Source organism: Mesorhizobium sp. M2A.F.Ca.ET.067.02.1.1, assembly GCF_004023285.1.
GTDB lineage: Bacteria > Pseudomonadota > Alphaproteobacteria > Rhizobiales > Rhizobiaceae > Mesorhizobium.
In genome coordinates, this window is the sequence record NZ_RZSB01000387.1 from 1 (window position 1) to 5,654 (window position 5,654).

Genomic DNA, 5,654 nt, shown 5'->3' on the forward strand with positions numbered 1-5,654 from the left:
ATATTGTTGAGCTGGGTGCCGCCGACGGCGACCGAGGTGAGCGACGTGCCGATATCGACCATCGGCGCCTTGCCGTCGCCGAAGGCGCGCACTGTGGCCTTTTCAACCGCGACCAGGATCGGAACCGCGCTGTTGCCGACATCGATGGTGACGGGCTTGTCCTTGGCGGCAAGCTCGACGGCCAGGTCGCTGGCGCCCTTCGGATCGACATTGCCGGTTGCGGCGCCGTGCACGGAGTCGCTCTCGATGGTGGCCTGTTCGATATCGATCCCACCCGATGCGGTGGCCGTTCCGGCGAGGTCGAAGCTCGTCTTGCCGGCAAACAGCGACTTTATCTTCTCCGGCAGGAACGGCTCGAATTCGCCGTCGCCCTTGGCCTCGATGTGATGACCCTTATCGGACAGCTGGTGTCGGCCGGTGAACTGGGTGACGATCCGGTTGTCGACCATAAAGGTGCCGACGCCGCTCCAATTGGCCAAAGGTCCGCTGCCGGAAACGACGATGTTGACGGGCGGCGCATTCGGCAGTTTGAGCAGATTGGCGATGATGCCGCCGGCCGGTTCCGACGCCTTGAGATCGAGGTCGAGCTTGTTGTCGGCCGGCGCGAAGTGGATCTTGGCGTCGACATTGCCTTGCTTGCCGTCATGGCGGGAGACATTGAGCACGCTCTCGATCGCCAGCGGCGACGGATCGGCCTGGAGCGAGCCCTTGGCGGCCAGTTCGGCGATCCCGCTGCCGGCAAGCTCCTGTCCCAGCGCGATCTCCGGCAGGTCGATCTGCTTCACGTCGATCGACACCGGCAGGCTGGACGAGCCGCCCTGCGACGGCTGCTGGCTCGGCTGCGGCAGCCGCGCCAGCTCGATCCGCTCGGCGGCGAAGCGGTCAGCATTGAAATTCCGGGAGAGCAGCGCCGTCGGCGACCAGTCGAGCGCCACGTTGCGTGCGACCATCCAGGGGCCGGCGCGGTCCTCCAGCACGACATGATCGACCCTGAGCGCCCCCGACCAGATGCCTTCGATGCCGGCGACCGTAACCTTTCGGTCCTCGCTCGAGGCCATCTTCGAGATCAGGCCGGCGAGGTTCTGACGGCCGCCTTCGGTGCCTGTCAGGACGACCAGGGCGCCGATCGCCACCACCAGCAGCAGAAGCAGCGTGTAGATAAAGATGCGGAGGATGCGCCAAAAGATCTTCATCGTCAGAACGCCTGGCCGATGCCGGCATAGATGCCGAAATGCGGATCGCCCGGATCGCGGTTTAGCGGCACCGCCGCGTCGATGCGCAGTGGCCCGAACGGGGTAATGTAGCGCAGACCGACGCCGGCGCCGACCTTCACATCCGAGAAATCCGGGAAGGATTTGATCGAGACCGTGCCGGCATCGACGAAGGGAACGATGCCGATCGTGTCGGTGACGCCGATACGCATCTCCACCGAGGTCTCGAAGAAGGAGAGGCCGCCGATCGGCTGGCCGTCAATATCCTTCGGGCCGATGCCCTGGTAGGAATAACCGCGCACCGAGCCGCCGCCGCCGGAATAGAAGCGCCGGTCGGCGGGCACGTTCTGCAGGCCGGTGCCGACGATCGAGCCCAGCGTTGCGCGTTCGGCGAGCAAGAACCTGCTTGCCGTGTCCAGCGACTGATAGGTGTAGCCCTCGCCCTTCAGCTTCAGGAAGGTCGCGCCGTTCAATATGTCGTAGCTTGGCTCGGCATAGGCGAGGAAGCGGAAGCCCCTGGTCGGGTTGAGCTTGTTGTCGCGATTGTCATAGACATATTGCAGCGGCACGCTGGCGATCAGATAGGTATGCTTGCCGAAAGCGTCGGTGATCCTCGAATAGTCGAGGTCGAATTCGGCCGAGACCCGCTGCTGCTTGTCGAGATCGTAGGAAACGCCGACGTCGCCCTTCACCGAGAAATGGTCATAGGCATCGGGGTGCTCGAACACAGTCTTGACGCCGGTGAAGAATTTCGACGTCGGCCCGAGCACGCCCGGCTTCTCGAACATGACGCCGGCATTGTAGTTGAGAGCTGAAAGGCTGTTGCTGCCGATGCCGCTGATCGAACCGTCGATGCGCAGCTTCTCGGCCTGGCCGAACAGGTTGCGGTGTCCCCAATAGCCTTCTAGCCCCAGCCCTTCCGTATTCGAGAACGTGCCGCCGAGGCCGAAAAAGCGCGGCTTGCGCTCGCTTACCTGGACGTCGATCGGGATGTTGCCGTTGGCGTCGAGGCTGTCGCCTTCCTTGATGGTCACGCTGTTGAAGACCTCGAGGCCGAGCAGCCGGTCGCGGGCATCGTCGATTTCCTGCGGCGAATATTGCTGGCCCCGCTTCAGCCCGGTCATGTATTCGGTGAAGTCGCGATCGACCTTTTCCGTGCCCTCGACCGTGGTGTCGCCATAGCCGGCGACCGGGCCGGCCGCCACCGTCAACGTCACGTCCAGCGTCGAGCTGGCGTGCTCGGCGACGATCTCGCGGTCTGTGATCTTTGCAAGCGGCCTGCCCTCGTCCTTCAGCGCTCGCACGATCAGCGCTTCGGCCTTGAGCACGGCGCCGGAGCCGGCATCGCCGCCGGCGATCAGCCCGAAATCGGCGCTCGCCAGCCCGGCGGCATCGCCCTTCAGCCGGATATTGCCAAGCGTGAATTTCGCCCCGGGTGCGACGCTGACGACGACCGGAATGGGCTGCGGCCCCTTGAATTCGGCGTCCGGCGGCAACTCGTCGATCGACTTGCCTTCGATCGTTATGGTGACCACGCCTTCGTAGCGGGCATCGGCGTAGAGCGCGGCGACCAGTTGTTCGCGGTCGCCGCGCGCCTTAGCCATCAGGCCGAGCGATCCCGACACCGGATGGTCCTCGTCGTTCTTCAGCGCCGAGGCGTTTTCGAGCCTTTTCACTAGATCCTTGTCGGCATCAGGCGCATTGAGCGTCACGGAATAGCGAAGCGGATCGACGATGTCGGCATCCTCGTCCTTGGACGAGCCCCAGAGCTTGATGCCGAAAATCTCGAAAGCCGCCGCCTGCCGTACCTCCCCGGCCAGCATTGCGGCGCAAAAAAGCGCGAAAAGCAGGGCGCGCGGAAGCCCGCGCCCTGGCGCGAACCCTCCTGACATCTGCTTTTCACGCGCCGGCATTAAGACAACCTAGTCGACAAAACTAAAATTGGAATGAAGTTCCGAAATGTTCGTAAAGGGGCCACAATCCAATTGTCTGAAATGGACCGGGCTTGGAATTCACACCTTTTGCGATTCCGCAAGAAAGTGTGATCCGTCTCATAGAGGTTCTGTCGAAATACCGGCCTTTGGCCGGCATGGAAACCGTTGGCGGGTGAAAAACCCGCGGCGTTCCGGCGTTGACAAGCCTGCACGAAGCTTGATCATGCCCGGACGCTGGCGATGTCTGGAGGGTGGTATGGCAATGCGCGCGGCTCGTGGTGTCTCTTTCCTTCTTCTCATCTTTTTCGCCCTGGGCGGGGCGGCGCTTGCGGCCGAAGCCCGGCGAATCGTGACGACCGACAATTCCGACTATTTCGGCTTCGACCTGAGATCGGAGCAGAATGTCAGCCTCGACCAGTGCAAGACCACATGCCTTGGCGATACCGCCTGCCGCGCCTTCACCTACAACACCAAGGCAAAGTGGTGCTTTCTCAAATCCGACTATAACCAGTTGAAATCCTTCACCGGTGCCGTTGCCGGCAAGGTCGCGAATGTCGATGGCGACCCCGATATCGGCGCTCCGCCGGCTCTGCCCTTTTTCCCGAACTGGATGGCCGACCAGGCCCAGCAGTTCCGCAACAAGCTGACCGATCCGGCCTATGACAAGCCGACCGAGGGCCTTGCTGCCTTGCAGGCCGCCGCCGAGCAGGCCTCGCTCACCGGCGACCATCGCCTTGCCACGCAGAAATACGAGGCCGCGATCTCCGTTCTGCCCGATGACGGCGCGCTCTGGCTGGCGCTGGCTCGCGAGATACTCGCCGTGGAGCCGGCGTCGAACACCACCGAACCCTCGACTTTCCCGATGAACGCCACGTCGGCGGCCTTCAACGCCTACAAGCTGGTGCGCACGGCAAAGACCCGCGCCGAGGCGCTGGCGCTGCTTGGCGCCGGCCTCGACAAGCGCGATCTCTACCGGCCGTCGCTTCAGGCCTATGAGGCGAGCCTTGCGCTGGTGAGCTCGCCGGCCGTCCAGGCCGACTATGCCGACCTCAAGGCACGCAAGGGTTTCCGCGTCGTCGAGCACACCGTCGACGCCGATTCCTCTTCGCCGCTCATCTGCGCCCAGTTCTCCGAAGAACTGGTCAAGACCGGCGTCGACTATGCGCAATTCGTGACCGTCGACAATGCCGCGCCCAAGGCCGTCGAGGCCAAGGACAAGCAGATCTGCGTCGAGGGCCTGGAACACGGCCAGCATTATGACGTGACTTTCCGCGCCGGCTTGCCGGCGGCAATCGGTGAAACGATCGCGGCGCCTGTCGTGCTGTCGATCTACGTTCAGGACCGCGCCCCGTCAGCCCGCTTCACCGGCGACAGTTTCGTGCTGCCGGCCGGCGCCCGCCGCGGCATTCCGGTCGTCACCGTCAACATGAACGCCGCCAAGATGACGCTCTATCGCATCGGTGATCGTTCGCTGGCGCAGCTTTTGTCCGGTTATCAGTTCCTGCATCAGCTCGACGGCTACGATATTTCCACCATTTCCGACCAGATGGGCGAGCCCGTCTGGTCCGGCACGCTCGACATCACCAACGATCTCAACAAGGAGGTGACCACCTCTTTCCCGGTTGATGAGGCGATCCCGCAGCGCAAGCCCGGCGTCTATGTGCTGACCGCGCAGCCGGTCGACGACAAGAGCGACGATTACGGTTCGCGCGCCACGCAGTGGTTCGTGGTCTCCGACATCGGCCTTTCCACCTATACCGGCCAGGACGGGCTCAACGTCTTTGCCCGTTCGCTGGGCTCGGCCAAGCCGATTTCCGGCGCCGAACTGACATTGCTCGCCAGGAACAACGAAATCCTCGGCACCGCGACCACTGACGCCGAGGGCCACGCCGTCTTCAATCCGGGGCTGACCCGCGGCGAAAACGGCATGGTGCCGGCCGTGCTGATGGCCAAGCAGGGCGACAATGACTTTGTCTTCCTCGACATGGGCAAAGCCGGCTTCGACCTGTCGGATCGCGGCGTCGAAGGGCGCGCCTCGCCCGGCGCGCTCGACGTCTATGCCTGGACGGAGCGCGGCATCTACCGCGCCGGCGAGGACGTCCATGTCGCGGCGCTTGCCCGCGACGGCGCGGCAAAAGCGGTCGAGAACCTGCCGCTGACCTTCATCTTCACCCGTCCGGACGGCGTCGAGAACCGCCGCATCGTCAGCAATGGCGAGTCCGCCGGCGGCCATGCCGTCGACCTGCCGCTCGAAGCCAACGCCATGCGCGGCACCTGGACGGTGTCGATCTACACCGATCCCAAGCAGTCGCCGGTCGCCAGCCAGATGTTCCTGGTCGAGGACTTCGTGCCGGATCGCATCGAATTCGACCTGACCGCCGACAAGAGGGAGATCGCCCAGGGCGAGACCGCCAACGCCACCGTCGACGGCCGCTTCCTCTATGGCGCGCCGGCCGCGGGCCTGGCGCTGGAAGGCGAGATGACGCTGTCGACCACGAGCAGTTGGGAC

Annotated in this window: 2 protein-coding genes and 1 pseudogene; 1 reads left to right on the forward strand and 2 read right to left on the reverse strand. The window is 63.9% G+C overall.

Annotated elements, in window-relative coordinates; genetic code table 11:
• Window positions 1–1,193: pseudogene (locus tag EOA28_RS22870) on the reverse strand (translocation/assembly module TamB); the annotation flags it as partial.
• Between the two features lie 2 nt (window positions 1,194–1,195).
• On the reverse strand, window positions 1,196–3,124 hold the full coding sequence (locus tag EOA28_RS22875) for an autotransporter assembly complex family protein (protein ID WP_127252523.1): 1,929 nt from the start codon (window positions 3,122–3,124) through the stop codon (window positions 1,196–1,198).
• Between the two features lie 277 nt (window positions 3,125–3,401).
• Here EOA28_RS22875 and EOA28_RS22880 point away from each other — a divergent pair.
• Window positions 3,402–5,654: MG2 domain-containing protein (locus tag EOA28_RS22880; RefSeq protein ID WP_245501579.1), on the forward strand; the 2,253-nt coding region annotated here is incomplete at its 3' end.

Excerpts from the sequence above, each read along its gene's own strand:
- EOA28_RS22875 (WP_127252523.1), bottom strand. The coding sequence starts at position 3,124 with ATGCCGGCGCGTGAAAAGCAGATGTCAGGAGGGTTCGCGCCAGGGCGC.